Source organism: Sphingopyxis sp., from assembly GCF_036261875.1.
Taxonomy (GTDB): Bacteria; Pseudomonadota; Alphaproteobacteria; order Sphingomonadales; family Sphingomonadaceae; genus Sphingopyxis.
Genome location: NZ_DATAJZ010000008.1, coordinates 48,909 through 75,610, shown reverse-complemented (window position 1 = coordinate 75,610; position 26,702 = coordinate 48,909). Strand labels below are relative to the sequence as shown.

Below are 26,702 nucleotides of genomic sequence, written 5' to 3'. Positions count from 1 at the left end.
ATCGACAAAGTTTCCCCACCGGCCTAGCACGACGGCATGACCGACTATTCCGACCTGATCCAGCCCGACAAGGGACAGGATGCCCGCGCGATCCATGTCGTCGACAAGACGAGCTACGACGAATGGCTGAAAGGCCGCAACGCGCGCGAGCGCGCGCACCTCGCCGCGGTGGGGTTCAAGCCCGACGCCTTCGTCCATGCGATCCTGCCTGGCGACGATCCCGAACGCTGGGCGGTGGTGACCACGGTGGCGAAAGCCGACGCGCTGTCGGCCTGGTGCCTCGCCAAGCTCGCGCAGATCCTGCCCGAGGGCCGCTACCGGCTCGAAGGACAGCAGCCGGGCAAGGCGCTGTTCGGCTGGCTGAGCGCGCAATATCGGTTCGACGCCTATAAATCGAACCCGCCCGTCAAAGGCCCGCGCGTGCTGCTGACCGCCGACGTCGGTGCGATCGCGCCGACGGTCGCGGAGATGCGCGGGGTCGCGCTCGTCCGCGACCTCGTCAACACGCCCGCCGCCGACATGGGGCCCGCGGCGATCGAGAAGGCAGCCGAACGCATCGCCAAGGCGCACGGCGGCACGCTGACCGTCACCAAGGGCGAAGCGCTCGAACAGGGTTATCCGATGATCCACGCGGTCGGCCGCGCCGCGGCCAAGCATCACGCGCCGCGGCTGATCGAGATCGTCTGGGGTAAAGAGGATCATCCGCGCGTCGCGCTCGTCGGCAAGGGGATCAGCTTCGACAGCGGCGGGCTCGACATCAAACCCGCGGCGGGCATGCGGCTGATGAAGAAGGATATGGGCGGCGCCGCGCACGCCCTCGCGCTCGCCGAGTTGGTGATGGCGAGCGGACTGCCGGTGCGGCTCCACTGCCTCGTCGCGGCGGCCGAGAACGCCATCTCGTCGGATGCCTTCCGCCCCGGCGACGTGCTGAAAAGCCGCAAAGGATTGACGGTCGAGATCGGCAACACCGACGCCGAGGGCCGACTCGTGCTCGGCGACGCGCTCGCAAAGGCGGGCGAGGACAAGCCCGAACTGATCGTCGATTTCGCGACGCTGACCGGCGCCGCGCGGGTCGCGCTCGGCCCCGACCTGCCCGCGCTCTATGCCAACGATGACGCCCTCGCCGACGATCTGCTGCGCGGCGGCACCGATCGCGACGATCCACTGTGGCGGATGCCGCTGTGGGATGGCTATGCCGACCTGCTCGAAACCGACATCGCCGACCTCGGCAATGCGGGCAGTTCGGCCTTCGCGGGATCGATCACCGCGGCGCTGTTCCTCAAACGCTTCATCCCCGAGGACGCCGCCTGGGCGCATTTCGACACCTTCGCCTGGCGTCCCTCGGCCAAGCCCGGCCGGCCGAAAGGCGGCGCCGCGCTCGGCCTGCGCGCCGCCTGGGCGATGCTGCAGGCGCGCTACGACCGCCGCGGCAAGGGTGGGAGCGATCCGGCCTGAAAGACAGAATAGATCTTGCCTTCTTCGTCACCCCGGACTTGATCCGGGGTCCCGCTGAGCAACGTCGACAAGCGGGACCCCGGATCAAGTCCGGGGTGACGAGAATGGTAATCCAGCCTTTCGAAGCCGGACTCCCCCGCGGCAAGGGCGAAGCGTCTTGATAAAATGGGGACCGCTGGTCTAATGCGCCGCGATTGTCCGCCTGCGGCGGCTTATGACAGGACGGCACGTGACAGCGAATAGTGGCGATTATCTGGCGGCGAACCGCGTGCGGATGGGGCGTCCCGGCGTCGCCGGGCACGGCCGCGACCGTTTCGGGCTGACCGGCACGTCGCAGGCGTTCGACCCGCGCACCGTCGCGATCCGTCCCGACCTCGCCGACATCGCGGTCGCCGGCACCCATTTCGCGCCGCACTATGCCGCGCCGATGATGATGAGCGGCGTGCTGCCCGCCGCGGCGATGCGCGCCTCGCCTTCGCTCGACGCCGAACAGACAAGCGAATTGCTGTTCGGCGAAGGCTTCGCGCTGCTCGACCTCACCGGCGGCTGGGCGTGGGGTTACAGCCTCGCCGACCATTATGTCGGCTATCTCGCCGCCGAAGCGCTCGGCGCGCCGATCGCGCCGACGCACCGCGTCGCGATGATCGAGGCGATGCTCCATTCAGCGCCCGACGCCGCGAGCGGCGGTCCCGCCGTGCTCCCACGCGGCGCACTGGTGATGGGCGAAGCCCAGGGCGAATGGCTCAAGACCGCACACGGCTACCTCCCCCTCGCCGCGCTCGTCGAAGCAGGCCGCGCCGAGGACGATCCCGCCGCGATGGCCGAGAGCATGGCGGGCACGCCCTATCTGTGGGGCGGCCGCACCGCGAACGGCATCGACTGCTCGGGGCTCGTCCAGCTCGCCTGGGCCTCGGCGGGCATCCGCCTGCCGCGCGACAGCGATCTTCAGCTTGCCGCGCTCGGCGCCGACAAGGACGTCGCGCCCGCCGACCTTGCGCGCGGCGACCTCGTCTTCTTCCCCGGCCATGTCGGCATCATGGCCGATCCGGGCACCCTCATCCACGCCAGCCGACGATGGATGGAGGTCAGGACCGAGCCGCTCGCCGACGTCGTCGCGCGCTTCGCGGAAGAAGGACATCAGCCGCCGGTGAGCGGCATGAAGAGATTGCGATAGCATCATCATGACACAGACGGTTTTCATCGACGGCGCGGCGGGGACGACGGGCCTCGAAATCGCCGAGCGGCTGGCCGGCCGGACCGAATTTTCGCTGATCACGCTCGACGAGGCGCGCCGCAAGGATGCCGCCGCGCGCACCGAGGCGCTGAACGACGCCGATTTCGTCATCCTCTGCCTGCCCGACGCCGCGGCGGTCGAGGCGACGGCGATGATCGCGAACGAGCGGACGCGGGTGATCGACGCCTCGACCGCGCACCGCGTCGCGCCCGATTGGGCCTATGGTTTTCCCGAACTCAAGGCGGGCCAGCGTGCAGCGATCGCGGCGGCGAAACGCGTCAGCAATCCCGGCTGCTACCCGACCGGCTTCCTCGCGCTCGTCGCGCCGCTCGTCGCGGCGGGCATCGTGGCGCGCGATGCGCGGCTCAGCGTCAACGCGGTCTCGGGCTATTCGGGCGGCGGCAAGGAACTGATCGCGCGCTTCGAGGCCGACGCGGACATCGGCTTTCGCAGCTATGGCCTGACCCTTGCGCACAAGCATGTGCCCGAAATGCGCGACCATGCCGGCCTGAGCCATCCGCCGCTCTTCGCCCCCGCGGTCGTTCCCGTCTTTCGCGGGATGCTCGTCGAGGTACCGCTGGCGTTCGATCACGCGGTTGCGGACGCGGCCTTCGATACTCTCGCGGCGCATTTCGACGGATCGCCGCTGATCACCGTCCGCCGCGCGGGCGACGAAAGCGAACTTCTGCTCCGCAAGAGCGACGCCGCGACCGACCGGATGGAGTTGATGCTCTACGCCGACCCGAGCGCCAGCCAGCTCCGCCTCGTCGCGCGGCTCGACAATCTGGGCAAGGGCGCAAGCGGCGCGTGCGTCCAGAATCTCAACATCATGGCGGGGCTGGACGAAACGGCGGGCCTGCGACTGTAAAGCCCCTGAACGAAGGCCTTGGAAATCAATGCACCGTGTCGAGCGCGGTTTCGATCGAGAGATAGGTGATCAGCCGCTCGATCTGCCGCCAGCGCGCGAAATGGAGGTGGTTCCCGAGCACGCGATATTGCTCGGCGCGCGCCGCCGCCGCGAAGCCAGCTTCGTCGCCATGCTCGCGGATCAGCATGGCGGCATCGTCGACCGCCGCGCGATCGGCAAGAAATGGTGCTGGCAGTTGCATGACGTTCCCGGCCCGTTGCGATGGCACCCCTTCTAGGCCGGACGCCTGACCAGCCCGTTCCCGACCGTGATGAACGGCTTGGTAAGGTTAACGGAGCCACCCTTCCCTCCCCCGTTCGTGTCGAGCGAAGTCGAGACACCCATCGGGGCAGCGCTATGCCGATGGGTGTCTCGACTTCGCTCGACACGAACGGGATTCTAGCCCCCCCTTTCCTCAATCGCCCCTTTGCCGCCGCCGCATCGCGGTGTAAGACCGGCTTCATGCGCAAAATCCTGAAAATTGCCGGCCTCGTCCTCGTTCTGCTGATCGTGGCCGCCGTCGCCGCTTATTATTGGCTGTCGCGGCCCGACGTCGCGCGCTTTTCGACCGCCGAGCTTAGCGGCCGCGTGCCGGTGATGGCGGCGCAGCGCAGCCAGATCATCCCGACGGTGAACGTGCCCGAGGCGACAAGCTGGCCCGCCGGTCAGGCGCCACGCGCCGCCGAGGGACTGGCGGTCACGCGCTTTGCCGAGGGGCTCGATCACCCGCGCTCGATCTTCGTGCTGCCCAACGGCGACGTGCTGGTCGCCGAAGCGGAGAGCCCGCCGCGCGACACCTCGGGGATCGAGAACAAGATCATGGGCCGCCTGATGAGCAAGGCGGGCGCCGGCGGCAAGTCTGCGAACCGCATCACCCTGCTCCGCGACGCCGACGGCGACGGCAAGGCGGAAGTCAAGACCGCCTATATCACCGGCCTCAACTCGCCCTATGGCATGGCGCTGGTCGGCAAGACGCTCTACGTCGCCAACACCGACGCCATCCTCGCCTTCCCCTATGTCGAGGGCGAAACGAAGATGAGCGGCAAGCCCAAGAAGATCGCCGACCTGCCCGCGAAGGGCACCAACCGCCACTGGACCAAGAGCCTCGTCGCGGCGCCCAACGGCTGGCTCTATGTCGGGGTCGGCGCCGATTCCAACATCGGCGAAAAGGGCATGGGCAACGAAACCCGCCGCGCCAGCGTGCTCGAGGTGCGGCCCGAGAACGGTTATGTGCGCACCTATGCTGCGGGCATCCGCAATCCGGTCGGGCTCGCTTATTATCCCGGCAGCGACCGGCTGTGGGCGGTGGTCAACGAACGCGACATGCTCGGCAGCGACGTGGTGCCCGACTATATGACCACCGTCGACGAAGGCGATTTCTTCGGCTGGCCCTGGTATTATTGGGGCGGCTTCGTCGACCCGCGCGTTCCGCCCGAGGAAGAGGACCGCCGCCAATATGTGAAGCGCCCCGACTATGCGCTCGGCGCCCATGTCGCGCCGCTCGGCTTCACCTTCACAGATAAGGCGGCGCTCGGCGAGCGCTGGGCGAACGGCGCCCTGATCGCGCGGCACGGATCGTGGAACCGTGAGCCGGTGGCGGGCTATGACGTGATCTTCGTCAAGTTCGGCGCGAACGGCAAACCGGTCAATGCGCTCCCCGTCTCCTTCCTCGACCAGTTCCTCGCCAAGGACGGCAAGACGACCCGCGGCCGCCCGGCCGACGTCAAGGTCGCGAAGGACGGCAGCGCGCTGGTCGCCGACGATACGGGGAATGTGATCTGGCGAGTGGCGAAGGCGGGATAACGCCGTATCGGCCTAACGCACCGGTGAGATCCCGGCCTTCGCCGGGATGACGAGATAAGTAGGAAAGTGTCTCAGTCCAACCCGATCAGGGTCTAGACCCGCATCGGCATCAGCACATACAGCGCCGGGCTCTTCTCGCTCTCGCGGATCAGCGTCGGGGCGTTGGCGTCGGCGAGGTGCAGTTCGACGCTGTCGCCGTCGACCTGGCCCAGGATGTCGCTGAGATAACGCGCGTTGAAGCCGATCTCCATCGCGTCGCTGTCATAGCCCGCGGCGAGTTCCTCGGCCGCGGTGCCGTTTTCGGGGCTGGTCACGCTCAGCGTGATGCGGTCCTTGTCGAGGCCGACCTTGACCGCGCGGGTCTTTTCGCTGGCGATCGTCGACACGCGATCGACGCCCTGGAACAGGCTTTTCGGATCGACCTTGAGCAGCTTGTCGTTCGCGGTCGGGATGACGCGGCTGTAATCGGGGAAAGTGCCGTCGATCAGCTTCGAGGTCAGCACGGCGTTGCCAAGCTGGAAACGGATCTTCGACGCCGACAGGCTGATCTCGACATTGCCCTCGGCCTCGTCGAGCAGCTTGCGGATCTCGCCGACGCATTTGCGCGGGACGATGACGTCGGGCATCCCGGTGGCACCGTCGGGGCGCGTCACCGTATAGCGCGCGAGGCGGTGACCGTCGGTCGCCGCGGCCTTCAGCACCGGCCCCGTCGCATCCTCGGCAACGTGGAAGAAGATGCCATTCAGATAATAGCGCGTTTCCTCGGTCGAAATGGCGAAGCGCGTCTTGTCGATGATCTGGATAAGCTCCGCCGCCGGCAGCTCGAAGCTGGTCGGCAGGTCGCCCTCGGCGATCACCGGAAAGTCGTCGCGCGGCAGCGTCGGCAGGTTGAAGTTCGAGCGGCCGGCCTTGACCTGCATCTTGCCCTCGGCGGCGGCGAGGCTGACCTCGGCGCCCTCGGGCAGCTTGCGCGCGATTTCGAACAGGGTGTGCGCCGACACCGTCGTCGTGCCGGGAGTCTCGACCTTCGCGGCGATCGTCTCGACCACCTGCAGGTCGAGGTCGGTCGCCATCAGCCGGAGCTGGCCCGTCGCATCGGCTTCGATCAGGACGTTCGACAGGATGGGGATGGTATTGCGCCGTTCGACCACCGACTGGACGTGGCCGAGGCTCTTCAGAAGCACTGCGCGTTCGATCGTCGCTTTCATTCTAATCCGCCATCCTCAGTATCTTGCGGGAGAAGTCCCTGAAGGCCGGCATCGCAGGCGCTGCGGCGCCCCGATTCCCTGCCCCCGTAAAAATGTCCACCTTCCTTAACGAACGCATCGCGCCGCGCAAGCCATGCTTGCAAATCAGCCGCTTTCGCGCAATCGAGGCGCGATGCGCCGCGCGGCTTTCCTCCTGTTCCTGTCCTTGGCGCTGCCTTCCTTTGCCGTGGCCGCCGCGCCGGCCGCGCTCGGCATCTTCGACGGCTGGGGGGCGTTTCGCGATTCCGGCACCCCGCGCTGCTACGCCATCGCCGCGCCCGCCGCGACGATCGGCAGGCCGCAGGTCAAGGCCTATGCCAGCGTCGGATATTGGCCGAAGTCGCGCATTCGCGGGCAATTCTATGTCCGCCTGTCGAAGGAGCGCGGCGCGGGGCGCGAACTGCGCCTGACGGTCGGCAGCCGCCGCTTCATCCTGACCGGCAACGGCGCGCATGGCTGGGCGAGCGACGCGCGGATGGACGCGGCGATCATCGCCGCGATGCGATCGGCGCCGAGCATGAGCGTCGAAAGCGCCACCGCGACGGGCGGCGCGATCGCCGACACCTATCGCCTGCGCGGCGCCGCGACCGCGATCGACGCGGCGGCGCTGGGGTGCGCGAGCTTTCGCTGAAGCCTTCCCGGAAAGTGGCGGTTTTCTGCGCAACTTCACTCGCAATTCGCTTTCTTTCGTCACCCCGGACTCGATCCGGGGTGACGATGGCAAGAAAAAGCGGCCGCGAAGAAATCAGCAGAAAACTGCGCAACTTCACTCTGAATCGCGCTGACGGCGAAAAAGGCCGATCACAACATTCCCAGGACATGGCTTCACCCGCGCATCATGGCCGACACCCAGGCCAGCATGAAAGACAGGAAGGAGAACAGCACCAGAGCAACCGCCAGGATGCGGGCCTTGCGGCCCTTGACCGGATGCTTGAGCCCAAGACGCAGTTCGCGTCGCCGCCACGTCATCACGGCGAGCGTGAGAAGCGGAAGGTTGATGATCGCCCACATAAAAGGAATCTGGGCGCCCCATGACGTCGTGAAGAGCGAAAGAACTCCCAAGCCCATGAAGCCGACCGGGATGGAAATATAACCGGCGGTCTTGATCCGAAGTTTCAGGTCGTCCTCGGCCCATTCGACCTCAAGCGCCTCCTGCTCGGTTTCTTCCGCCGGTCCCCAATCTTCTTCAGGCGTATAAAGCCATTCCTCGAAAGCGGTATCGCCGATCTGCTTGCGTGCTTTCAGCGGTCCGTCGAATGGCGCAGCAGCATTGTCCCGCGATCCTTCCAAATGCCCCTCCCCGCCAATCATCGCTACGGCATCGCCGCGTCATATGGTCAATTTGAACCACGCGCGAACATAATAGGAAAGCGGTATTTCGACGGGATCGAACCCGCCTATTCCCGCGCCAGCCGGGTCAGCGCGCCCGCGAGGAAATCGAGGACGATGCGTACCCGCGGCACGTGGCGCAGCCGCTCGTGGGTGAGCAGCCACAGGCCCGTCGTATCGTCGGCCTTGGGCGGGATGCAGCGGATGAGGTCGGGTTCATGGTCGGCGAGAAAGGCCGGCAGGATGGTGAGCCCCATCCCCGAGCGCACCCCGGCGAGCAGCCCCGCCGCCGAATCATATTGCATGACCACCGACTCCTCGAGCCGATATTGCCGGAGCCACGCGCGATAGGGCTCCCAGACCGATCCGCCGCCGCCGATGAAGGGGTGCGCCGCCAGTTCCTCGCGGCTGTGCGGAATGCCGTGGCGGTCGGCATAATCGCGGCTGCAATAAAGCGTCCAGCCATTGTCGGCGATGCGCCGCCCGACGAGACCGGCGCCCGCGGGCTGCTTGCTGCTGCGGATCGCAATGTCGGCGGCGCCCGCGGCGAGATCGCGCGGCTCGTCCGACGTGTCGAGGTGGATATGGATTTCGGGATGCGCCGCGCGCAGATCGCGCAGGATCGGCGGCAGGACGGTGATCGCGAAAATCTCCATCACGGTGACGCTGACCGCGCCGCCCGCGTCGCGTGAGCGAGCACCCGCCGCCTCGTCGAAGCGGTCGGCGGCGTCGCGGACCGCCAGCGCATTCGCCAACATCGCCTCGCCCACCGGGGTCAACGCATAGCCCGCCTGCCGCCGTTCGAAGAGGGTAAGCCCCATCGCCGCTTCCAGCGCGGCGATGCGGCGGGCGACCGTCGTCTGGCTGACGCGCAGCGCCCGCGCCGCCGCGAGCGTGCTGCCGCTCTCCGCGACGGCAAGGAAATAGCGAAGGTCGTTCCAATCGAACATGATGCCTTGTGCGCGATACGCGCGATGGCCGCATTCTGCAATTTTGCAGAATGGCCGGGCAACATCGTTACTCCCGCCGTGGGGAGCCGGGGATTATCTCCCGTTCTACCGGCTTCCTCCCCTCCTTATCAGCCGGTCGATGGAGACAAAGATGAGCAAGATTCTGATCCTCGCCGCTCTCGCTGCCGCGCCGTTGGCCCAGCCCGTTCTCGCCCAGCCCACTGCGCCGCGCACGGCGACGGTGGCGCATACCGACCTGGACCTGAGCACCGCAAAAGGCGTCAAGGCGCTCGACCGCCGCATCTGGCGCGCCGTCGTCGCGGTGTGCGGCACCGCGCCCGACTATGACCTCGAAGGCAGGAACGACGTTCGCGCGTGCCAGCGCGACACGCGTCTCCTCGCTTCGGCCGAGGCCGAACAGGTGGTCGCCGATGCGGCGCGGGCTCAGCCGATCCGGATAACGACGCGCGCGAAATAGAGGGGCGCCGGTCGCCGGCCCTCTTCAGTCGCGCGTGTCGAAGGCGGTCCGCGCCGCCTCGACCCGGTCGAGATTCGCCTCGGCCCAGAGCCAGACTCCGCAAAAGGCCTCACCCAGGCTCTGGCCGAGGCCGGTCAGGCTGTATTCGACCTTGGGCGGCACGACCGGATGGACCTTGCGATGGACGAGGCCGTCGCGCTCCATCGCGCGGAGCGTCTGGGTCAGCATCTTCTGGCTGATCCCGGGCACGAGCTGTGCGAGGCGCGTGAAGCGGCAGGTGCCATGCTCCTCGAGCGCCTCGAGCAGCAGCATCGTCCATTTGTCGGCGACTCGGCCGATCAGCTCGTTGACGAGCGCTTCGACGCGTGGGTCGAGTGCTTCATAGGCGGCGGGCGCAATTTTTTCGGCACTGGGCATCGCGGAAAATCCAAATCTCTCTTTTGGGTAACTATGGCACTTTTGGGTGCCCACTTTCCTTTGGAGAGTATGAGATTAATTGAGGGATGTCGAGGACGGGCAACGGCTAAACGGCCAATTGCCCCCACCCGTCATTCCCGCGAAAGTGGGAATCCAGCTTTCTTCTTCGCGCCTCTGCGCCTTTGCGTGAGATTTTTTGGAATTTCACGCAAAGGCGCAAAGGCACGAAGAAAGAGAAAATAGCGGGATTCCCGCCTTCGCGGGAATGACGGGGCTTGGATCGCTCGACGAAGATGCACCGAAGCAATCAAGGAACCATCCTCATGAAACCCACAGGCAACACCATCCTCCTCTCCGGCGGCGGCTCGGGCATTGGCCTCGCGCTCGCGCAGCGCTGGCACGATGCGGGCAATGTCGTGATCGTCACCGGCCGCAATGCAGCGAAGCTGGAAGCCGCGGTGGCGGGTCGCGCGAATTTGCACGCGAGGACGCTCGACGTCACCGATCCGGCGGCGATCGCGGCCTTCGCGACGGAGATCGTGGCGGCGTTTCCGGCGCTCAACGTCGTCGTGAACAACGCTGGGGTGATGATGTACGAACGGGCGGACGCGAAGCGCGACCTGACCGACGCGGAGGCGACGGTCGTCACCAACATCCTCGGCCCGATCCGGCTGGTCGACGCGCTGGTCGATCATCTGGCGGCGACGGCGGACAGCGCGATCGTCAACGTCACCTCGGGCCTCGCCTTCGTGCCGCTACCCAAGGCGCCGACCTATTCGGCGAGCAAGGCGGCGCTGCACAGCTATACGCAGGCGCTGCGCATCCAGCTGGAGGGCAAGGTCGAGGTGATCGAACTCGCGCCGCCCGCGGTGCGCACCGAACTGACGCCGGGGCAATCGACGCGCGAGGCCTATATGCCGCTGGACGCTTTCGCCGACGAGGTGATGGGGTTGTTCGGGCAGACGTCGACGCCCGTTGAAATATTGGTGCAGAATGTCTTGCCGCTGCGCAACGCGGAGAAGAATGGATCAGTGCCGCAGATGCTGGCGATGTTGAAGGCGCTGTGACCCTCTTGATCCTCCCCGCCGCCAAGCGGTGGGGAGGTGGCAGCCCAAAGGGCTGACGGAGGGGCCGAGCGCGGAGCGCTCGCTCGACGCTCGCGTCCCCTCCACCACCGCTTCGCGGCGGCCCCCCTCCCCATGACCTGCGGTCGCGGGGAGGATTGGCGGAGATTGCGCAAACTGCGCTTCCCCCCTATATGCGCGCGCATCATGCAGATTCCCGGCCATATCGACCCCGTCACCACGGGCACCGTTCCCCTGCGCGGGGGCAACCGTATCGACTTGGTCGGGCTGACCCGCGACGCGATCGGCGGGGTGCTGGTCGAGGCTGGGCTCGATGCCAAGGCGGCGAAGCTGCGCGCGAAACAAATCTGGCACTGGATCTATCACCGCGGCGTAACCGATTTCGAGGCGATGACCGACATCGCCAAGGCGATGCGCCCGTGGCTGACCGACCGCTTTATCATCGGTCGCCCCACCGTGCGCGAGGCGCAGGTGTCGAACGACGGGACGCGCAAGTGGTTGCTCGCCGCCGCCGACGGCCAGGAATATGAGATGGTCTTCATCCCCGACGCCGACCGGGGAACGCTGTGCGTGTCGAGCCAGGTCGGATGCACGCTCAACTGCCGCTTCTGCCACACCGGGACGATGCGCCTCGTCCGCAACCTCGCGGCGGGGGAGATCGTCGGGCAGGTGCTGCTCGCGCGCGACGCGCTCGGCGAATGGCCCAAGGGGACGATGGCCGGCTTCGGCCCCGATCCCGAGGATGACGACGCCGACGAAGAGGGCAGCCACTACACCGCCGACGGCCGGATGCTCACCAACATCGTGATGATGGGAATGGGCGAGCCGCTCTATAATTTCGACGAGGTCAAGGGCGCGCTCAAGATCGTCATGGACGGCGACGGGCTCGCGCTGTCGAAACGGCGCATCACTTTGTCGACGAGCGGCGTCGTGCCGATGATGGCGCGCGCGGGCGAAGAGATCGGCGTCAACCTCGCGGTGTCGCTGCACGCGGTCAGCAAGGAGGTGCGCGACGAGATCGTGCCGCTCAACCGTAAATATGGCATCGAGGAATTGCTTGCGGCGTGTGCCGCCTATCCCGGCGCGAACAATGCCCGGCGCATCACCTTCGAATATGTGATGCTGAAGGACAAGAACGACAGCGACGACGACGCGCGTGAACTCGTCCGGCTGATCAAGCACTATAATCTGCCCGCGAAAGTCAATCTGATCCCGTTCAATCCGTGGCCCGGCGCGCCCTATGAATGCTCGTCGCCCGAGCGGGTGCGCGCGTTCAGCAGCCTGATCTTCAAGAGCGGGATTTCGGCGCCGGTCCGCACGCCGCGCGGGCGCGACATCATGGCCGCGTGCGGCCAGCTCAAGAGCGCGGCGACCAAGCCGACCCGCGCCGAACTCGACCGCATCGCCGAGGAAAAGCAGGCCGCGCTGGGCTGACCCCAGCCTCGCGATTCCGTCTGAAAATCGAAATATTTCGCCGAAATCCGTCCGGGTTGCCGCGCGGTCGGCGCCGCATACCTATGCTGTGTTGCAAAAACAACACAGGTAAGAAAATTGTCATATTCTGAACAATCCATTCATTGCAGCGACAGCCGCGAAGCCCATTTAGGGCCCGGGCCGCGACCCAAAGGGCGTGGTCCGAAGGAATGAAAAGGAAAAGATTATGAAGAAGTTCGCAGTTGCTGCCGCTCTCCTCTCGGCTGCTGTCGCCACCACCCCCGCCCTGGCCGCCGACGGCGGCGAAGCCCGCGTCGAAGTGCGCGGCGGTTACATCACCGGCAGCGGTTTCGACGACGCCACCCTCGGCGTTGCGGGCGGTTATGATTTCGACCTCGGCTCGACCGCTTTCGGCGGCGCCGAAATCGCCGGCGACAAGGTTCTGATCGACGGCGCCAAGGTCCAGTTCTCGGCCGGCGGCCGCGCGGGCGCCAAGATCGGCGTCAACGGCAAGCTCTATGCCAACGCCGGTTACACCTTCGGCCAGATCGACGATCCCTATGTCGGCGCCGGCTATCAGCACAAGCTGGGCCAGAACCTGTACGGCAAGGTCGAGTATCGCCACCAGTTCCTCGGCAACAACGTCAACGACTTCGACACCTTCGCGGTCGGCCTCGGCCTCGCGTTCTGATCTTTCGGAACAGCGATGTGACACGGAAAGGGGCGGCCTGCGGGTCGCCCCTTTTCTTTTGGGGAAGGCATAGACCGCCTACCAGCCAACTTCTCTTATCGTCATCCCGGACTTGATCCGGGATGACGAAGGAAGCGAACACAACGCCCCACCTCAAGACACCCCCTTCCCTTTCCCATCCACCCGCGCCACGGTGCGCGCATGACCGCCTTCGCCTATATCGCCGCCGCGCTGGCCGAGATCGCCGGATGTTTCGCCTTCTGGGCATGGCTGCGGATGGACAAGTCCGTCTGGTGGACCCTGCCGGGGCTGGCGTCGCTGGTGCTGTTCGCCTGGCTGCTGACGCTGGTCGATACCGATCATGCCGGGCGCGCCTACGCCGCCTATGGCGGGGTCTATATCGTCGCGGCGCTGCTGTGGCTGTGGGCGGTCGAGGGGGCGCGGCCCGACCGCTGGGACGTGATCGGCGCCGCGGTCTGTCTGAGCGGCGCTGCGATCATCCTGTTCGGCCCGCGCGGAGCGGCCGTATGAGTATCGCGATCGACGCGGTGCTGACCGGCAAGGCGCGCGCCTTTCGCGGCGACGAGGCAAGCGCGATCGGCAAGACGCCGTTCGAGGGCGCGCGCGCCGTCCGCCGCCTCGGCATCGACGGCGACGAGCAGGCCGACCTGACGGTGCACGGCGGGGTCGACAAGGCGATCCACCATTATCCGCGCGATCATTATGGCTGGTGGGCGGAGGAGCTGGGCGGCCACGCCCTGCTGACGGCACCGGGCGCGTTCGGCGAGAATATCTCGACCGAAGGGCTGGTCGAAAGCGATCTTTGTATCGGCGACCGCTTCCGCCTCGGCACGGCGCTGGTCGAAGTCAGCCAGGGGCGCCAGCCGTGCTGGAAGCTGGGACACCGCTTCGGCATCGCCAGCGTCCCCGCGACGGTGGTGACGACCGGGCGCAGCGGCTGGTATTATCGCGTGATCGAGGACGGTGCGGTCGCGGCGGGCGATGCGCTCGACCTGATCGAACGACCGCTGCCCGAATGGAGCGTCGAGCGGGTCTTCCGGCTGCTGATCGGCGGCGCGGGCAAGCGCGAGCCGGGCGCATTGCGCGAGCTGGCCGCGATGGAAGCGCTGGCGACGACGTGGCGGGCGCGGGCGGCGAAATTGCTGGCTTCCTGATCCTCCCCGTCGCGCAGCGATGGGGAGGTGGCAGCCCGCAGGTCTGACGGAGGGGTAATAGCGCGACGTTGCAGCCCCTCCACCACCCGCTTTGCGGGCGGTCCCCCTCCCCACCGCTTCGCGGCAGGGAGGACTATTTCGCGTTGGGCAGCGCATCCTCGACCAGCGGCGCCAGTCCCGCGGCCACGATCTTCACCCCCTCGGCATTGGGGTGGATGTGATCGCCGAGCATCAACTCGGGCTTCCCCACGACATTATCGAGGATGAAGGGATAGAGGCTGGTGCCATATTTGGTCGCAAGTTCGGGATAGATAGGATTGAATTTCCTGGCATAATCCGGACCCATGTTCGGCGCCGCGACCATGCCGGTGAGCACCACCGGGATGCCGCGCTTCTTGAGCTCGGCGAGCATCGCATCGAGATTGGCGCGCGTCTGTGCGGCGTCGATCCCGCGCAGCATGTCGTTGCCGCCGAGCCCGAGCAGGACGAGCGCGGGCTTCGCCTTCGCATTGTCAAGCACATAGGCCAGCCGCTGCCGCCCCGCTGCGCTGGTGTCGCCCGAAACCCCGGCATTCTGGACCCGCGCGACGACGCCGTCGGCGGCCAGCGCCGCCTGCAATTGCGGCGCGAGTCCTTCCTTCGGGCCAAGCTGATAGCCGGCATAGAGGCTGTCGCCGAAGGCGATAATCAACGGCGCATTCGCCGGGATTGCCGCCGCTTTTGCCTCACCGGCCTTGTCCTTCGCCGGCGCCGCGGGCGCCTCGGCCGAACCGCAGGCGGCGAGCGGTTGGCAAAGCGCGATTACGCAACCATATATCAAGGCAGAACGCCATCCGGCCGTTTTCATTTCCAAAGGGCTCCTTCTTGACCGACGCCTCACGAGCTTCGCCGGACTTGGCGCCTGATCCCGCGATCGCCGCCCATAATGTGACGCTGACGCTGGGGAGCGACAAGGCCCCGGTCGAAATTTTGCGCGGAGTCGATCTGGAGGTCGCGGCCGGAACCTCGGTCGCGCTGCTCGGGCCATCGGGATCGGGGAAAAGCTCGCTGATGGCGGTACTCGCCGGGCTCGAACGCGCGGGCGGCGGGACGATCCGCGTCGCGGGGCTCGATTTCGGCGCGATGGACGAGGATGCGCTGGCGCGCGCGCGGCGCGGGCGGATCGGCATCGTGCTGCAGGCCTTTCACCTGCTGCCGACGATGACCGCGCTCGAAAATGTCGCGGTGCCGCTGGAACTGGCGGGGATCGCCGACCCGTTCGGCAAGGCGCGCGCCGAGCTCGAAGCGGTCGGGCTCGGCCATCGCCTGACCCATTATCCCGCGCAGCTTTCGGGCGGCGAGCAGCAGCGTGTCGCGATCGCCCGCGCGATGGCGAGCGCGCCCGCGATCATCTTCGCCGACGAGCCGACGGGCAATCTCGACACCGCGACGGGGCAGTCGATCATCGAGCTGATCTTCGCCCGCCGCGCCGCGCTGGGTGTGACCCTGCTGATCATCACCCATGATCCCGAACTGGCCGAGCATTGCGACCGCGTGGTCGTGATGCACGACGGGCGGATCGAGGAACGATGATGGCGCATCATTCTGATCCCGTTCGTGTCGAGCGAAGTCGAGACACCCATCGGCGTTGCGCTTTTCTTCGGGGTGTCTCGACTTCGCTCGACACGAACGGAGAATGGGGGCCTGCGATCTGATGCTCCCCCTCGCCACCCTCTGGCGAATCGCGCGGCGCGACCTCGCGACGCGGATTCGCGGGCTTCGGCTGCTTGCAGTCTGCCTGTTCCTCGGCGTCGCGACGCTCGCCGCGATCGGCAGCCTGACGAGCGGCATCACCTCCGAACTCGAAGCGCGCGGGCAGACGATCCTCGGCGGCGATATCGAGTTCAGCCTGCCGCAGCGCGAAGCCACGCGCGAAGAGATGGCGGGGTTCCACAGCATCGGCACGCCGTCCTCGACGGTGCGGCTGCGCGCGATGGCGAACGCGCCGGGCGGCGATGCGCTGCTGTCGGAATTGAAGGCGGTCGATGGCGCCTATCCGCTTTACGGCACGATGCGGCTGGAGAGCGGCGCACGCCGGGGGCCGCCGCCGCCGGGTGCGATCTGGATCGGCAAGGATCTGGCCTCGCGGCTCGACCTGAAAGTCGGCGGGCCGGTGACGTTCGGCGAAAAAACGTTCCGGATCGACGGCATCATCGCCGAGGAACCCGACCGGCTGGGCGAGGGTTTTGCACTCGGCCCGGTCGCGATCATCGGCCTTGCCGATCTGCCCGCGACGCAGCTCATCCAGCCCGGAAGCCTCTACGAAAGCAAATATCGCGTCCGCCTGCCCGCGAGCGCCGATCCCGCGGCGACCGGGAAACGGCTGACCGCTGACTTTCCCGAAGCGGGCTGGAAGATCACCGATCGCAGCAACGGCGCGCCGGGAACGCGCCGCTTCATCGAGCGGATGGGGCAATTTCTAGCCCTCGTCGGCCTCGCCGCGCTGGTGATCGCCGGGATCGGCGTCGGCAACGGGGTCGCGAGCTATCTCGCCGGCAAGCGGCCGGGGCTCGCGACGCTCAAGGTTCTCGGCGCCGACAGCGCGGCGGTGCTGCGCATCTATGGCCTGCAGATTCTCGCCGTCGCAGCGGCGGCGATCGGCGCGGGGCTGGTGGTCGGCGCGCTCGCGCCGAGCCTCATCGGCTGGATCGCGGGCGACGTGCTGCCGGTGCGGCCGGGCTTCGCGCTCTACCCGCTGCCGCTCGCGGTGAGCGCCGCCTATGGCCTGCTGATCGCCATCGCCTTCGCGCTGCCGCCGCTCGCAGCGACGCGGCATGTGCCGGCGGCGGGACTCTATCGCGCGACGGTCGACGGCGGGGTGCGGATCGACCGACAGACGGTCATTGCGGTCGGTGCGGCGCTCGCGGCGATCGTCGCGCTGGCGGTCGGCACCGCGCGCGATCCGCTGTTCGCGCTGTCGTTCATCGGCGCGGCGGCGGCGCTGTTGGTGATCCTCGTCGGGCTCGGCTGGCTGGTGCGGCGCACCGCGAGCCGGCTGCCGCGGCCGAAGCGGCCGCTGCTGCGCCTTGCGCTCGCCAACCTGCACCGGCCGGGCGCCGCGACGGGCGCGCTCGTGGTCGCGCTCGGACTCGGGCTGACGCTGTTCGTCACCCTCGCGGCGATCCAGACGAGCATCACCGCCGAGATCGCGCGCACCGTGCCGCAGCGCGCACCGAGTTTCTTCGTCCTCGACATCCCGCGCGACCGCGCGGGTGACTTTCGTTCGCTGGTGACCGATGCCACGCCCGATGCCGCGATCAACATGATCCCGGCGCTGCGCGGCAGCATCACCGAATTTCATGGACAACGCGTCGACGAGCTTGCCGAACTGCCCGAAGGCGCCTGGGTGCTGCGCGGCGATCGCGGGCTAACCTACAGCCCCACCTTGCCGAGCGGCAGCACGCTGGTCGGCGGGCGATGGTGGCCGGCCGATTACAAGGGGCCGCCGCTGGTCAGCGTCGAGCAGGAGGTCGCGGCGTCGCTGGGGCTGAAGCTCGGCGATACGCTGTCGGTCAATGTCCTCGGCGTCGAGGTGCAGGCGAAAGTCGCCTCCTTCCGCACCGTCGAGTGGGACAATTTCGGGCTCAACTATGTCCTCGTCTTCTCACCCGGCGCCTTCGACGCGGCGCCGCACAATATGGTCGCGACGGTCGCGGTGCCGCCGAAGGCCGAGGCCGAACTCGCGCGCAGCATCCCGCGCGCCTTCCCGTCGGCCTCGCTGATCGAGGTGCGCGACGTGGTGTCGCAGGTCACGACCCTGCTCACCCAGATGAGTCAGGCGATCGCCGCGGCGGCGAGCATCGCGATCCTCGCCGGCATCGCGGTGCTGATCGGCGCGATCGCGGCGAGCCGCGAGCGGCGGGTCTACGACAGCGTCATCCTGAAACTGCTCGGCGCCACGCGCGGGCAGATATTGGGGGCGCAGGGGCTGGAATATGCGGTGCTTGCGGGGATATTGGCGCTGCTCGCGCTGGGGCTCGGCCTTGCGGGCGCCTGGTATGTCGTGACGCAGCTGTTCGATTTCCGCTTCGCGCCCGATCCGGTGATCGTCGGCGCAACCCTGCTCGGCGGCGCGGGTCTGTCCTTCCTGATCGGGATCGCGGGAAGCTGGCCGCTGCTCTCGGCCAAGCCCGCGCAGGCGCTGCGGAGCCTTTAGTTCAGCAGGCGCACCACCGCCGAGATCGCCGCGATGCCCAGCACGACCGCGACCATCGCCTGCCAGACGTGCGGCGGCACGCGGCCGAACTGGCGGCCGCCGACGCGGTTGCCGAGCCACATCGGCACGAAAAGCAGCAGCGCGAGCAGGAAGAGTCGCTGCGTCGCGATCCCCACCCACAGCGCCGCGGCGGTGCCAGCGATCGCGGTGAGGAAGAAGATCAGCAGCATCGACGCGCGCGCGGTCCTGGGGTCGAGGCGGCGGCGCAGATAGAAGGGCACGACCGGCGGCCCCGGCATCGCGGCGAAGCCGGTGAGGATGCCCGATGCGACGCCGGTGCCGATCACCGCGGCGCGGCCCGGCCTGTGCCCCTCGGGCTGCTTGGGGAGCAGCACGGCGACGAACGCCCCCACCGCGACCACGGTGATCAGCAGCCGCGCGACATCGGGCCTCGTCACGCCCAGCACCGCCATGCCGATGGGGGTCGTCACCATCGCGATCAGCCCGATCGGCAGTGCCGTGGCGCGGTCGGCATCGGCGTGGATCAGCCCCAGCCCGACCGGCCCGATCAGCAGTTGCAGCAGGATGCCGAGCACCACCGCCTGCGCCGGCGGGATGATGAGGCCGAGCAAAGGCACGAGGATGATCGCCATGCCGAACCCGGTCAGCCCGCGCACATAGGCGGCGCCGAACGTCATCGCCGCCGCGCCGGCGAAAGTCAGCGGCGCGATGCCGACGAGATGCTGCAATCCATTCAAGCCGGCGACTCCCCTGTTTCGGGATGCCGTAGCCGAGCTTGGCGGCGGTCGCTAGACCTTCGGCACCGGCCAGAGGCTCGTCGCTGGCCGTTCGAGGACGCGCGCGGCAACGGCATGGAGCCGTGCCGGGGCGAGGCGGCCGGTCTCGGCGGCGCGTGCGAGCCATGCCTCGATCGATCCGCCGGTCTCGATCCATTTGTCGTCGCGGAACATGCCATAGAAGGCGCCCGCGAGCACATGGATGCCGTCGTCCGATTGGCGCCAGCGGTCGGCGGGATTGCGCCCGACGCCGAGCGCCTCGCCGATGAGCTGGTCGAGCGCCTGCGTCAGATCCTCGTTGAGCAGCCCTTCGAGGGTCGTATAGCCCCATTGCGGATCGTGTTCGCGCACGATGCGGGCGATGAGGTCGTCCTTTGCGAGCAGGGCGAGCGCCGCTTTCGCCGCCGCCCCGTCCATCGGCACCGGCGGGTGCAGCATCTCGTGCGCGGCGTTGCGCACGGTGATCGCGGTGTTCCAGTCGGCCGCCTGCAGAAAGGTCTGTCCCTGTACCTTGATCCCGTGCGGCTTGCAGAATTGCAGCAGCACGACTTCGATCCCGGGGTCGAAAGTCCGGCCGGTCAGCTTTTCCTGCAGGCTGATCACGTCATAGGCGGCAAGGTCGCGGGTCAGTTCGGCGATGCGGGCGTCGAGGCCCGCGGCGCGCTCGGCGCGGAAGGCGGCGAAACCGGCCGCTTGCATCGCTTCGAAAACCGCCTTCAGGCGCGGCGCCGCGCCGGTGAACCATCGCCAGTCGCTTTCGCTCCAGTAGCTGCTCTGGCGATAGGCCGGCAGCAAGGCGGTTTCGGGACTCGCCGCCGCGGCGATCAGCGCCGCGATGCTGCCGTCGTGACCGGAAAAAAGGACCGACGCCGACGGACCGAGCAGCCCGAAGCCCGCCTTCTCCGCCTCCTGCCACAGTGCTGCAATGTCGCTGCGCACCGCCTCCGGCAGGCGCGGCGCGAAGGCATCGACGTCGGCCTGATAATAGGTCAGGTAGAGGGCGCGCCCGGCCAGTGGGCCGAGAAAGGCGAGCGCGTCGAAGCCTTCCGACGCGCGGACTTTCCAGCGCGTGCGCGAGGGTTTGCGCTGTTGCGCCCTGGCGAAAGCGGGAGCGGCGAGGCCGGCGAGCGTGGCGGCGAGGAAGATGCGGCGATCCATGCCGCCAGCCCTAACCGCGCGGCGGCGCGGCGGCTTGAACGGATTTTGCCCGGAAACGAACCGGAGGCATTCCGGTCATCGCGACGACCGAGCGAGCGAGATGCGCCTGATCGGCGAAACCCTGATCGGCGGCGAGGTCAGCGAGGCTGCCGCGCCACGACGGCAGCGCGGCCAGCGCCCCCCGCGTCCGCGCCTCCAGCCGGAAGCGCTTGGGCGTGACGCCATAGGCGCGCGCAAAGCCGCGGCTGACCGATGCCGGGTCGAGCCCCATCGCTTCGGCCCAATGCCCGAGCGTCAAATCAGGGTCGGCCGCCAATGCCCCGGCAAGCAAGTCGGGCCAGTCGTCGCGTCGTTCCACGCCCGACCTGAAATTGTCGCACACATAGATTGCCGCCGCGACCGGATCGCGTTCGGCGAGGCGCACGGCATGGTCGGGATCATCGATCTGCCCCACGCCTGCCGCAAAGCCGGGGACAGCCGGCAGATTGACCACCTGCGCGCCCCGAAGACCAAAGCGATCCTGATGTGCGGTCCAGTCGCCATGCGCCACGACCGTTCCGGCGTAGGCCACAAGCCGCCCCTGATCGCCAGCTTCCTCATAATCGCCGCCGACCACCAGTGCGATATAGCCCCGTACATGGCGATGGCGCGGCAGGGTCTCGCCCGCTGGGTGCCTGTCGATAGCCGCGTGGTGGGGCGAATGCTTCATGCCGCCGGCCCCAGCGTGACGAGCCACACATCAGGCGGCGTGCCGTAGCGGAGCGGAACGATACTGGTGCCGAGCCCCGCACCGACGAACACCGACTGTCCACCCACCTCGATCCGGCCGCAGGCGAAGCGGTCGCCATAGTCGGACGAATAGGTCAGCGCGCCGATGACGGGAAAGACCAACTGCCCGCAATGCGTATGGCCGGTTAGGACGGCAGCGACCGGCGCGGGCAGCTTCGGCACCACGTCGGGACTGTGCGTCAGCAGAACGCGCGGCCCGGGACCGAGCGCTTCCATCGCGGCATAGGTGGCTGGAACATCATCGTGCCTTGTGACTTCGTCGGCGATGCCGCCAATGGCCAGCGGGCCGCGCCGCAAGCCGTATTGGCGAGAACGGCGATGCCTCGTCTTCGCAACGCAGCGGCCTGTGCCGGCGCATCGTGCCAGAAGTCATGGTTGCCGAGCACCGCAACGGTGCCGAGCGGCGCCTTGAACCCGGCAAGCGGCGCGGCGATCTCGTCAGGCGTATGATGGCGGGTAGCGAAGCGCTTGCCGCTGGTAAAATCTCCGGCGATGGCGACGAGGTCAGGCTTCAGCTTATTGAGCTGCGCCACCAGCCGTGTCAGCCGTGCTGGGGACATATCGGGGGTCGAAACATGGACGTCGGACAGCAGTAATATGTTCAGTGGCGGCTGACCCGCCGGCCAATCGGCCACCTCGACCGAGGCCTTGCGCACGATCGGGTCGCGCGTCGCATTCCAATAACCCTTGGCGAGCAGCGCCACGCAGAGCAGCGCGACTAGCGCCACCCAGCGCAGCCAGCGCCGCCGCGATCCGGCGCTCAATCCTTGAGGTCCGGCGGCGTCGCTTCGCCCTTCAGCATCGCGATCGCCTCGGCGAGCGGCAGGATGCGCTGGCCGTCCTGGCCGAGGGTGCGGATCGCGACCGTGCCCTCGTCGGCCTCGCGCTTGCCGACGATGAGCAGATAGGGGACTTTCTGCAGGCTGTGTTCGCGCACCTTGTAGTTGATCTTTTCGTTGCGCAGGTCGGCCTCGACGCGGACGCCGGCGGCGGTCAATTGCTCGACGGCGTCCTTCGCATACTCGTCGGCGTCGCTGACGATCGTCGCGACCACCGCCTGCACCGGCGCGAGCCAGGTCGGGAAGCGGCCGGCGAAATGCTCGATCAGGATGCCGATGAAGCGCTCGTAAGTGCCGAGGATCGCGCGATGGAGCATCACCGGGCGGTGGCGCTCGCCATCCTCGCCCACATAGGAGGCGTCGAGGCGTTCGGGCATCACGCGGTCGGACTGGATCGTCCCGCACTGCCAAGTGCGGCCGATCGCGTCGGTCAGGTGGAATTCGAGCTTGGGGGCATAGAAGGCGCCCTCGCCCGGCAGTTCCTCCCAGCCATAGTCGTCGTTCGCCATACCCGCGCGTTCGACGGCTTCGCGGAGTTCCGCCTCGGCCTTGTCCCACATCTCTTCGGTGCCGAAGCGCATATCGGGACGCAATGCGAGCTTTACGGCATATTTTTCGAACCCGAGCTGCTTGTAGACGCGGTCGAGCAGCGCGCAGAAATCACGCACTTCCTCGACGATCTGATCCTCGCGGCAGAAGATATGGCCGTCGTCCTGGGTGAACTGGCGCACGCGCATGATGCCGTGGAGCGCGCCGTGCGGCTCGTTGCGGTGGCAGCAGCCCATTTCGGCCATGCGCAGCGGCAGGTCGCGGTACGACTTGATCCCCTGACGGAAGATCAGCACGTGCGCGGGGCAGTTCATCGGCTTGAGCGCCATCCACTCGGCATCGTTCGAGACGATCGGCCCCTCATCCTCGGTGTTCGGGATTTCGTCGGGGATGACGAACATATTCTCGCGATATTTGCCCCAATGGCCCGACTGCTCCCACTGGCGGGCGTCCATCACCTGCGGGGTCTTGACCTCCTGATAGTCGGCGCCGTCGATCGCGCGCCGCATATAAGCCTCGAGTTCGCGATAGATGCGATAGCCCTTGGGGTGCCAGAAGACGCTGCCGTGCGCCTCTTCCTGCAGGTGGAACAGATCCATCTCGCGCCCGATCTTGCGATGGTCGCGTTTCGCGGCCTCTTCGAGGCGGACGAGATGCTCGGCGAGCTGCTTCTTGTTGAGCCAGCCGGTGCCGTAGATGCGCGAAAGCTGCGCATTCTTCTGGTCGCCGCGCCAATAGGCGCCCGACACGCGCGTCAGCTTGAAGGCGGCGGGGTCGAGCTTGCCGGTCGAGGCCAGATGCGGCCCGCGGCACATGTCCATCCAGCCGTCGCCGCTGCGGTAGACGGTCAGTTCCTCGCCCTCGGGCAGTTCGGCGGCCCATTCGGCCTTGAACGTCTCGCCATCGGCGCGCCATTTGGCGATGAGCTTGTCGCGCTCCCACACTTCGCGCGTGAGGGGAAGGTCGGCGGCGATGATGCGGCGCATCTCCTCCTCGATCAGCGGCAGTTCGTCGTCGCGAAACGCGCCATGCTCCGCGGTCGGCGCGAAGTCGTAATAGAAGCCGTCGTTCGTCGAGGGGCCGAAGGTGATCTGCGTGCCCGGAAACAGGCTCTGCACCGCCTCCGCCAGCACATGCGCATAGTCGTGGCGCACGAGTTCGAGCGCGTCGGCCTCGTCGCGGCTCGTCACCAGCGCGAGGTTGGTATCCGCCTCCAGCGGGCGCATGATGTCGCGCAGTTCGCCGTCGATCTTCGCGGCGAGCGCGGCCTTGGCGAGGCCGGGGCCGATGTCGGCGGCAATCTGCGCCGGGGTGGTTCCGCGCGCGACTTCACGGGCAGAGCCATCGGGAAGGGTGACGCGGATCATCTGGGACATCGGAAAAGGGAGCCTTTCTGGGCAGGATTGCCGCGCTCCTTTGCCAGCGCGCGAAAGCAGCGGCAAGGGCCGTTTTCACGCGGAAGGGTTGCAATGATACATTGTATCATTATGTAGCGGCGCGATCTGCCAACGGAAAGCCCCTGCCCATGTGCCTCCCCGCCCGCCCTTCGCTGCGCTCGCGCGCCGCCGACCTGCTCGGCGTCGGCCTGTCGCTCGCCTGCCTGATCCATTGCCTCGCGCTGCCGCTGCTGCTGCTCGCCGCGCCGGCGCTCAGCGCCTGGCTGGCGCTGCCCGAGGCGTTTCACGCGATCGTCCTGCTGCTCGCGGTGCCCGCGGCGACGCTCGCGCTGTCGGACGGGTGGCGGCGGCATCGGCATCCCTATCCCGTCGCGGCGGCGCTGACGGGGATCGCGCTGCTCGCCGCCGGGCTTGCCGCGCACGAAGGCTGGATCGCGGGGCTCGATCCCGAAACCGGCGACCGCCTGCTCACCTCACTCGGCGCGCTCGGGCTGGCGAGCGCCCACATCGCCAATTGGCGGCTCCGCCACGGCGAGGTGCCATCTGGCCACTGAAGCGCGCAGGATTGGTTCGCTTGTCATTGTGTAAATGACACTTGACAATCACGACTCGCCGTGTCAATGTCCCTTTACTGATTAACAAGGGAGCTTGACCAATGCCGAAAATCCTCCGCATCCTCGCCCTGCCCGCCGCGACCGCGGCCCTTGCCGGAGCCGGCGGGCTGATCTCCCCCGGACTGACCAGCGCGCTGATCGTCGCGCTGCCCGCCTTCACCGCGGTGCTGCTGATCGCCAAGCGGCACGAAGCCGCGCTGGCGAAAGGCTGAAGAGATGGCGATGAATCCCGCACAGCGGCGCTATATCGGCCGCATGATCCCGGTCAGCATCGCTTATGTGGCCGCGATCTTCCTTGCCAGCAGCCTCGTTCCGAACGGGTCGCCCGCGACCCCGTTGACCGTCGCCGTCGCGCTGGTCCCCGGCCTTGCGGTCGTCGGCTTCATCTGGGCGATGGGCAGCTATTTGTTCGAGCTCAAGGACGAATATGTGCGGCTGCTCGAAGTGCGCAAGGCGTTGATTGCGACCGCCCTGACGCTGGGCGTCAGCGCGACCTGGGGGATATTAGAGATCTACACCAATGTGCCGCGCCTTACGATCTTCTGGGTCTTTCCGATCTGGTGCGTCGGCCTTGCCATCGGCGGACTGGTCAACCGGCTGACGCTCGGCGCCGGCGGGGGGTGCCCATGAGGAACCGCCTCAAGGTGCTGCGCGCCGAACGCGACTGGAGCCAGGGCGACCTGGCCGAACGGCTCGAAGTGTCGCGCCAGTCGGTCAACGCGATCGAGACGGGGAAATACGACCCCTCGCTCCCCCTCGCCTTTCGCATCGCCGACCTGTTCGGCCTCCCCATCGAAGAGATTTTCCTGAAGGATTGATGATGAAAAAACTCGCTATCGCCGCTTCGTTCACTCTGCTGGTCGCGAACCTTGCCGGTCACGCCAACGCCGCGGAAGCGCCGACCGAGGGCGCCTGTTCGGCCGACATCACGCTCGGCAAGAGCGTGACGATCCTGAACGAGGGTCAGGGGCCCGATGTCATCCTGATCCCTGGCCTGTCGACCCCGCGCGCGGTGTGGGACCCGACCGCCGAGCGGCTGAAATCGAAATATCGACTCCACATCGTCCAGATCCGCGGTTTCGGCGACGATGCCGGTCCGAACGGCGAGGGGCCGGTGCTGCCGCGCGTCGCCCAGGACATCCACGGATTCATCGCCGACTGCATCACCGGACAGGACCGCCCCGCCCCGGCGATCATCGGCCATTCGCTCGGCGGCCTGACCGCGATGATGATCGCGGCGCGTGACCCGGAGGACGCCGGCAAGCTGATGGTCATCGACAGCCTGCCCTTCTTCGGGATGCTGTTCGGCCCGACCGCGACCGTCGCCTCCGTCGAGCCGCAGGCCGCCGCGATGCGGAAAATGCTCGCCGCGAAGATCAATGCGGAGGCCGACGACCAGACGCTGCAGATCATGTCGGCGACCGATGCCGGCCGCGCGCAGGTCAAGGCGTGGACCGCCACCGCCGACGCCCGGGTGGCGGCACAGCTCATATATGACGACATGACCACCGACCTGCGCCCCGAACTCGGCGCGATCAGCGCGCCGCTGACGATGCTCTATCCCCTCGATGCGAGCGCGATGCCGGCCGACATGGTCGACGGCCTCTACAAGGGCGCCTTCGCCACCGCGAAGACCGCGACGCTGAAGCGGATCGACGGCAGCCGGCACTTCATCATGCTCGACCAGCCCGCCGCCTTTGCCGCCGCGGTCGATACATTCCTCGCGAATTGACGGCTTCCCGGCGCGCCGCCCTTGCGGGAGACGGGCTCTCCCGCTAGGGCGGCGACAGCCGGAAAGGAGCCACCCCCAGATGTTCAAGCGCCTGTTCGTCGATCACCCGAAGAGCGTCGATGAAAATTATGTCGAACATTTCGGCGTCGCGTCGAAATTCGGGGTGACGATGATCTTCGGCGGCCTCTGCGCGCTGGTCCATGCGATCGTCCCCGGCTGGTGCATCACCACCGGCAGCGACACGATCCGCCGCCTGAACCGGATCATGGTCGAACAGCGCGCCGCCAAGGGGCTGGCGACGATCCAGATGAACACGGTCGACTGGGTCATCTGACGCCAACGGGAAGGCAATCTTGCCCCCATACATCCGTTCGCATCGAGCGAAGTCGAGATGCCCCTCGACCAAGCGTTGCCCCGACGGGTGTCT

Annotated in this window: 31 protein-coding genes; 19 read left to right on the top strand and 12 right to left on the bottom strand. The window is 67.4% G+C overall.

Annotated elements, in window-relative coordinates; translation table 11 throughout:
- The first annotated feature begins 36 nt into the window (after positions 1–36).
- The 3 genes from VHO04_RS03895 to argC all read left to right on the top strand — a co-directional run bounded on the left by VHO04_RS03895 (position 37) and on the right by argC (position 3,557).
- Positions 37–1,455, top strand: a complete 1,419-nt coding sequence (locus tag VHO04_RS03895; protein WP_329627094.1) for a leucyl aminopeptidase family protein — start codon at positions 37–39, stop codon at positions 1,453–1,455.
- A gap of 229 nt (positions 1,456–1,684) precedes the next feature.
- Positions 1,685–2,629 carry a C40 family peptidase gene (locus VHO04_RS03890; protein ID WP_329627093.1) on the top strand — a complete coding sequence of 315 codons (945 nt, stop codon included), beginning with the start codon at positions 1,685–1,687 and terminating at the stop codon, positions 2,627–2,629.
- A gap of 7 nt (positions 2,630–2,636) precedes the next feature.
- Entirely contained in the window at positions 2,637–3,557 is a 921-nt protein-coding gene (gene argC / locus VHO04_RS03885; protein ID WP_329627092.1) for an N-acetyl-gamma-glutamyl-phosphate reductase, read from the top strand.
- A 25-nt stretch (positions 3,558–3,582) separates the two neighbouring features.
- Here the strand turns inward: argC and VHO04_RS03880 are convergent, their stop codons facing one another.
- Complete coding sequence (locus tag VHO04_RS03880) at positions 3,583–3,798, bottom strand: hypothetical protein (RefSeq protein WP_329627091.1); 216 nt, start codon at positions 3,796–3,798, stop codon at positions 3,583–3,585.
- A 260-nt stretch (positions 3,799–4,058) separates the two neighbouring features.
- Between VHO04_RS03880 and VHO04_RS03875 the strand changes: the two genes are divergently transcribed.
- Positions 4,059–5,399 (top strand): DUF7133 domain-containing protein, encoded by a 1,341-nt coding sequence (locus VHO04_RS03875; RefSeq protein WP_329627090.1) that lies wholly within the window; start codon positions 4,059–4,061, stop codon positions 5,397–5,399.
- A gap of 92 nt (positions 5,400–5,491) precedes the next feature.
- Here VHO04_RS03875 and dnaN read toward each other — a convergent pair whose 3' ends face one another.
- The gene (gene dnaN, locus VHO04_RS03870; RefSeq protein ID WP_329627089.1) at positions 5,492–6,607 is read right to left on the bottom strand and encodes a DNA polymerase III subunit beta; all 1,116 of its coding nucleotides are present in this window, start codon (positions 6,605–6,607) and stop codon (positions 5,492–5,494) included.
- Between the two features lie 172 nt (positions 6,608–6,779).
- Between dnaN and VHO04_RS03865 the strand changes: the two genes are divergently transcribed.
- A complete protein-coding gene (locus VHO04_RS03865) occupies positions 6,780–7,277 on the top strand; it encodes a hypothetical protein (RefSeq protein ID WP_329627088.1) in 498 nt (165 codons plus the stop codon).
- A gap of 194 nt (positions 7,278–7,471) precedes the next feature.
- On the opposite strand, the gene VHO04_RS03860 is transcribed toward VHO04_RS03865, so the two are convergent.
- Both VHO04_RS03860 and VHO04_RS03855 read right to left on the bottom strand, forming a co-directional pair.
- Positions 7,472–7,957: a hypothetical protein gene (locus tag VHO04_RS03860; protein ID WP_329627087.1), complete on the bottom strand. Its 486-nt coding sequence runs from the start codon at positions 7,955–7,957 to the stop codon at positions 7,472–7,474.
- Between the two features lie 86 nt (positions 7,958–8,043).
- The gene (locus VHO04_RS03855; protein WP_329627086.1) at positions 8,044–8,925 is read right to left on the bottom strand and encodes a LysR family transcriptional regulator; all 882 of its coding nucleotides are present in this window, start codon (positions 8,923–8,925) and stop codon (positions 8,044–8,046) included.
- A gap of 151 nt (positions 8,926–9,076) precedes the next feature.
- Here VHO04_RS03855 and VHO04_RS03850 point away from each other — a divergent pair, with 151 nt between their 5' ends.
- Positions 9,077–9,403, top strand: a complete 327-nt coding sequence (locus tag VHO04_RS03850; RefSeq protein ID WP_329627085.1) for a UrcA family protein — start codon at positions 9,077–9,079, stop codon at positions 9,401–9,403.
- 24 nt (positions 9,404–9,427) lie between these two features.
- Here the strand turns inward: VHO04_RS03850 and VHO04_RS03845 are convergent, their stop codons facing one another.
- Positions 9,428–9,820, bottom strand: coding sequence for a helix-turn-helix domain-containing protein (locus tag VHO04_RS03845; RefSeq protein ID WP_329627084.1), 393 nt, complete (start codon positions 9,818–9,820; stop codon positions 9,428–9,430).
- A 323-nt stretch (positions 9,821–10,143) separates the two neighbouring features.
- On the opposite strand from VHO04_RS03845, the gene VHO04_RS03840 reads away from it, so the two are divergent.
- From VHO04_RS03840 to VHO04_RS03820, 5 genes are all read left to right on the top strand, one after another.
- Positions 10,144–10,887: an SDR family oxidoreductase gene (locus VHO04_RS03840; protein WP_329627083.1), complete on the top strand. Its 744-nt coding sequence runs from the start codon at positions 10,144–10,146 to the stop codon at positions 10,885–10,887.
- A 204-nt stretch (positions 10,888–11,091) separates the two neighbouring features.
- Positions 11,092–12,339 (top strand): 23S rRNA (adenine(2503)-C(2))-methyltransferase RlmN, encoded by a 1,248-nt coding sequence (gene rlmN / locus VHO04_RS03835; RefSeq protein ID WP_329627082.1) that lies wholly within the window; start codon positions 11,092–11,094, stop codon positions 12,337–12,339.
- A gap of 226 nt (positions 12,340–12,565) precedes the next feature.
- Positions 12,566–13,030 (top strand): hypothetical protein, encoded by a 465-nt coding sequence (locus VHO04_RS03830; protein ID WP_329627081.1) that lies wholly within the window; start codon positions 12,566–12,568, stop codon positions 13,028–13,030.
- Positions 13,031–13,231: 201 nt separating this feature from the next.
- A complete protein-coding gene (locus VHO04_RS03825; RefSeq protein WP_329627080.1) occupies positions 13,232–13,561 on the top strand; it encodes a YnfA family protein in 330 nt (109 codons plus the stop codon).
- Positions 13,558–14,205, top strand: a complete 648-nt coding sequence (locus VHO04_RS03820) for an MOSC domain-containing protein (protein WP_329627079.1) — start codon at positions 13,558–13,560, stop codon at positions 14,203–14,205. Before VHO04_RS03825 ends, VHO04_RS03820 begins: the two co-directional genes overlap by 4 nt.
- 133 nt (positions 14,206–14,338) lie before the next feature.
- Here the strand turns inward: VHO04_RS03820 and VHO04_RS03815 are convergent, their stop codons facing one another.
- Positions 14,339–15,052 (bottom strand): arylesterase, encoded by a 714-nt coding sequence (locus VHO04_RS03815; protein ID WP_329627078.1) that lies wholly within the window; start codon positions 15,050–15,052, stop codon positions 14,339–14,341.
- Between the two features lie 47 nt (positions 15,053–15,099).
- On the opposite strand from VHO04_RS03815, the gene VHO04_RS03810 reads away from it, so the two are divergent.
- Complete coding sequence (locus VHO04_RS03810) at positions 15,100–15,777, top strand: ABC transporter ATP-binding protein (protein WP_414713079.1); 678 nt, start codon at positions 15,100–15,102, stop codon at positions 15,775–15,777.
- Between the two features lie 121 nt (positions 15,778–15,898).
- Complete coding sequence (locus VHO04_RS03805; RefSeq protein WP_329627076.1) at positions 15,899–18,400, top strand: ABC transporter permease; 2,502 nt, start codon at positions 15,899–15,901, stop codon at positions 18,398–18,400.
- On the opposite strand, the gene VHO04_RS03800 is transcribed toward VHO04_RS03805, so the two are convergent.
- Genes VHO04_RS03800 through thrS form a run of 6 tightly spaced genes read right to left on the bottom strand, consistent with a single transcriptional unit; the run spans position 18,397 to position 23,908 of the window.
- Complete coding sequence (locus VHO04_RS03800; protein WP_329627075.1) at positions 18,397–19,158, bottom strand: sulfite exporter TauE/SafE family protein; 762 nt, start codon at positions 19,156–19,158, stop codon at positions 18,397–18,399. The genes VHO04_RS03805 and VHO04_RS03800 overlap by 4 nt on opposite strands.
- Before the next feature lie 51 nt (positions 19,159–19,209).
- Entirely contained in the window at positions 19,210–20,355 is a 1,146-nt protein-coding gene (locus VHO04_RS03795; protein WP_329627074.1) for a hypothetical protein, read from the bottom strand.
- 10 nt (positions 20,356–20,365) lie between these two features.
- Positions 20,366–21,064, bottom strand: coding sequence for a helix-turn-helix domain-containing protein (locus VHO04_RS03790; protein ID WP_329627073.1), 699 nt, complete (start codon positions 21,062–21,064; stop codon positions 20,366–20,368).
- Positions 21,061–21,360, bottom strand: coding sequence for a hypothetical protein (locus VHO04_RS03785; protein ID WP_329627072.1), 300 nt, complete (start codon positions 21,358–21,360; stop codon positions 21,061–21,063). Before VHO04_RS03785 ends, VHO04_RS03790 begins: the two co-directional genes overlap by 4 nt.
- Positions 21,324–21,908, bottom strand: coding sequence for a metallophosphoesterase (locus VHO04_RS03780; protein WP_329627071.1), 585 nt, complete (start codon positions 21,906–21,908; stop codon positions 21,324–21,326). Before VHO04_RS03780 ends, VHO04_RS03785 begins: the two co-directional genes overlap by 37 nt.
- On the bottom strand, positions 21,905–23,908 hold the full coding sequence (gene thrS, locus VHO04_RS03775) for a threonine--tRNA ligase (RefSeq protein WP_329627070.1): 2,004 nt from the start codon (positions 23,906–23,908) through the stop codon (positions 21,905–21,907). Before thrS ends, VHO04_RS03780 begins: the two co-directional genes overlap by 4 nt.
- A gap of 149 nt (positions 23,909–24,057) precedes the next feature.
- Here thrS and VHO04_RS03770 point away from each other — a divergent pair, with 149 nt between their 5' ends.
- From VHO04_RS03770 to VHO04_RS03745, 6 genes are all read left to right on the top strand, one after another.
- Positions 24,058–24,483, top strand: a complete 426-nt coding sequence (locus tag VHO04_RS03770) for a MerC domain-containing protein (RefSeq protein WP_329627069.1) — start codon at positions 24,058–24,060, stop codon at positions 24,481–24,483.
- Between the two features lie 101 nt (positions 24,484–24,584).
- Positions 24,585–24,755: a hypothetical protein gene (locus VHO04_RS03765; protein WP_329627068.1), complete on the top strand. Its 171-nt coding sequence runs from the start codon at positions 24,585–24,587 to the stop codon at positions 24,753–24,755.
- Between the two features lie 4 nt (positions 24,756–24,759).
- A complete protein-coding gene (locus VHO04_RS03760; RefSeq protein ID WP_329627067.1) occupies positions 24,760–25,173 on the top strand; it encodes a hypothetical protein in 414 nt (137 codons plus the stop codon).
- Positions 25,170–25,361, top strand: coding sequence for a helix-turn-helix transcriptional regulator (locus tag VHO04_RS03755; RefSeq protein WP_257548746.1), 192 nt, complete (start codon positions 25,170–25,172; stop codon positions 25,359–25,361). Before VHO04_RS03760 ends, VHO04_RS03755 begins: the two co-directional genes overlap by 4 nt.
- A gap of 2 nt (positions 25,362–25,363) precedes the next feature.
- On the top strand, positions 25,364–26,275 hold the full coding sequence (locus VHO04_RS03750; RefSeq protein ID WP_329627066.1) for an alpha/beta hydrolase: 912 nt from the start codon (positions 25,364–25,366) through the stop codon (positions 26,273–26,275).
- Between the two features lie 79 nt (positions 26,276–26,354).
- Positions 26,355–26,609: a DUF6356 family protein gene (locus VHO04_RS03745; RefSeq protein WP_329627065.1), complete on the top strand. Its 255-nt coding sequence runs from the start codon at positions 26,355–26,357 to the stop codon at positions 26,607–26,609.
- Positions 26,610–26,702 lie beyond the last annotated feature (93 nt).

Coding starts and splice junctions, on each gene's coding strand:
- VHO04_RS03770 (WP_329627069.1), top strand. CDS start 24,058: ATGTGCCTCCCCGCCCGCCCTTCGCTGCGCTCGCGCGCCGCCGACCTG.
- VHO04_RS03850 (WP_329627085.1), top strand. CDS start 9,077: ATGAGCAAGATTCTGATCCTCGCCGCTCTCGCTGCCGCGCCGTTGGCC.
- VHO04_RS03820 (WP_329627079.1), top strand. CDS start 13,558: ATGAGTATCGCGATCGACGCGGTGCTGACCGGCAAGGCGCGCGCCTTT.
- VHO04_RS03845 (WP_329627084.1), bottom strand. CDS start 9,820: ATGCCCAGTGCCGAAAAAATTGCGCCCGCCGCCTATGAAGCACTCGAC.
- rlmN (WP_329627082.1), top strand. CDS start 11,092: ATGCAGATTCCCGGCCATATCGACCCCGTCACCACGGGCACCGTTCCC.
- VHO04_RS03760 (WP_329627067.1), top strand. CDS start 24,760: ATGGCGATGAATCCCGCACAGCGGCGCTATATCGGCCGCATGATCCCG.
- VHO04_RS03825 (WP_329627080.1), top strand. CDS start 13,232: ATGACCGCCTTCGCCTATATCGCCGCCGCGCTGGCCGAGATCGCCGGA.
- VHO04_RS03790 (WP_329627073.1), bottom strand. CDS start 21,064: ATGAAGCATTCGCCCCACCACGCGGCTATCGACAGGCACCCAGCGGGC.
- VHO04_RS03865 (WP_329627088.1), top strand. CDS start 6,780: ATGCGCCGCGCGGCTTTCCTCCTGTTCCTGTCCTTGGCGCTGCCTTCC.
- VHO04_RS03855 (WP_329627086.1), bottom strand. CDS start 8,925: ATGTTCGATTGGAACGACCTTCGCTATTTCCTTGCCGTCGCGGAGAGC.
- thrS (WP_329627070.1), bottom strand. CDS start 23,908: ATGTCCCAGATGATCCGCGTCACCCTTCCCGATGGCTCTGCCCGTGAA.
- VHO04_RS03895 (WP_329627094.1), top strand. CDS start 37: ATGACCGACTATTCCGACCTGATCCAGCCCGACAAGGGACAGGATGCC.
- VHO04_RS03875 (WP_329627090.1), top strand. CDS start 4,059: ATGCGCAAAATCCTGAAAATTGCCGGCCTCGTCCTCGTTCTGCTGATC.
- VHO04_RS03755 (WP_257548746.1), top strand. CDS start 25,170: ATGAGGAACCGCCTCAAGGTGCTGCGCGCCGAACGCGACTGGAGCCAG.
- VHO04_RS03765 (WP_329627068.1), top strand. CDS start 24,585: ATGCCGAAAATCCTCCGCATCCTCGCCCTGCCCGCCGCGACCGCGGCC.
- VHO04_RS03805 (WP_329627076.1), top strand. CDS start 15,899: ATGCTCCCCCTCGCCACCCTCTGGCGAATCGCGCGGCGCGACCTCGCG.
- argC (WP_329627092.1), top strand. CDS start 2,637: ATGACACAGACGGTTTTCATCGACGGCGCGGCGGGGACGACGGGCCTC.
- VHO04_RS03745 (WP_329627065.1), top strand. CDS start 26,355: ATGTTCAAGCGCCTGTTCGTCGATCACCCGAAGAGCGTCGATGAAAAT.
- VHO04_RS03840 (WP_329627083.1), top strand. CDS start 10,144: ATGAAACCCACAGGCAACACCATCCTCCTCTCCGGCGGCGGCTCGGGC.
- VHO04_RS03750 (WP_329627066.1), top strand. CDS start 25,364: ATGAAAAAACTCGCTATCGCCGCTTCGTTCACTCTGCTGGTCGCGAAC.
- VHO04_RS03795 (WP_329627074.1), bottom strand. CDS start 20,355: ATGGATCGCCGCATCTTCCTCGCCGCCACGCTCGCCGGCCTCGCCGCT.
- VHO04_RS03830 (WP_329627081.1), top strand. CDS start 12,566: ATGAAGAAGTTCGCAGTTGCTGCCGCTCTCCTCTCGGCTGCTGTCGCC.
- VHO04_RS03785 (WP_329627072.1), bottom strand. CDS start 21,360: ATGGAAGCGCTCGGTCCCGGGCCGCGCGTTCTGCTGACGCACAGTCCC.
- VHO04_RS03880 (WP_329627091.1), bottom strand. CDS start 3,798: ATGCAACTGCCAGCACCATTTCTTGCCGATCGCGCGGCGGTCGACGAT.
- VHO04_RS03815 (WP_329627078.1), bottom strand. CDS start 15,052: ATGAAAACGGCCGGATGGCGTTCTGCCTTGATATATGGTTGCGTAATC.
- dnaN (WP_329627089.1), bottom strand. CDS start 6,607: ATGAAAGCGACGATCGAACGCGCAGTGCTTCTGAAGAGCCTCGGCCAC.
- VHO04_RS03860 (WP_329627087.1), bottom strand. CDS start 7,957: ATGATTGGCGGGGAGGGGCATTTGGAAGGATCGCGGGACAATGCTGCT.